General features: G+C 54.9%; 1 rRNA gene. It reads right to left on the bottom strand.

The annotated features are described in order from the left end of the window. Nucleotides 1–14: 14 nt before the first annotated feature. Nucleotides 15–545 (bottom strand): 16S ribosomal RNA (locus tag H3H37_RS25440); the annotation flags it as partial.

Raw genomic sequence — 545 nt, 5'->3', positions numbered from 1 at the left:
CAGTGCGACTCTAGAAAGGAGGTGATCCAGCCGCACCTTCCGATACGGCTACCTTGTTACGACTTCACCCCAGTCACGAATCCTACCGTGGTAAGCGCCCTCCTTGCGGTTAAGCTACCTACTTCTGGTAAAACCCGCTCCCATGGTGTGACGGGCGGTGTGTACAAGACCCGGGAACGTATTCACCGCGACATGCTGATCCGCGATTACTAGCGATTCCAACTTCATGCAGTCGAGTTGCAGACTACAATCCGGACTACGATACACTTTCTGGGATTAGCTCCCCCTCGCGGGTTGGCGGCCCTCTGTATGTACCATTGTATGACGTGTGAAGCCCTACCCATAAGGGCCATGAGGACTTGACGTCATCCCCACCTTCCTCCGGTTTGTCACCGGCAGTCTCATTAGAGTGCCCTTTCGTAGCAACTAATGACAAGGGTTGCGCTCGTTGCGGGACTTAACCCAACATCTCACGACACGAGCTGACGACAGCCATGCAGCACCTGTGTGCAGGTTCTCTTTCGAGCACTCCCCAATCTCTCAGG

Origin of the sequence: Rugamonas brunnea (genome assembly GCF_014042345.1) — a bacterium.
GTDB classification, from domain to species: Bacteria; Pseudomonadota; Gammaproteobacteria; order Burkholderiales; family Burkholderiaceae_D; genus Rugamonas; species Rugamonas brunnea.
Note: the sequence above shows the minus strand (reverse complement) of the source record. Positions and strands in the feature narration are given on the sequence as shown.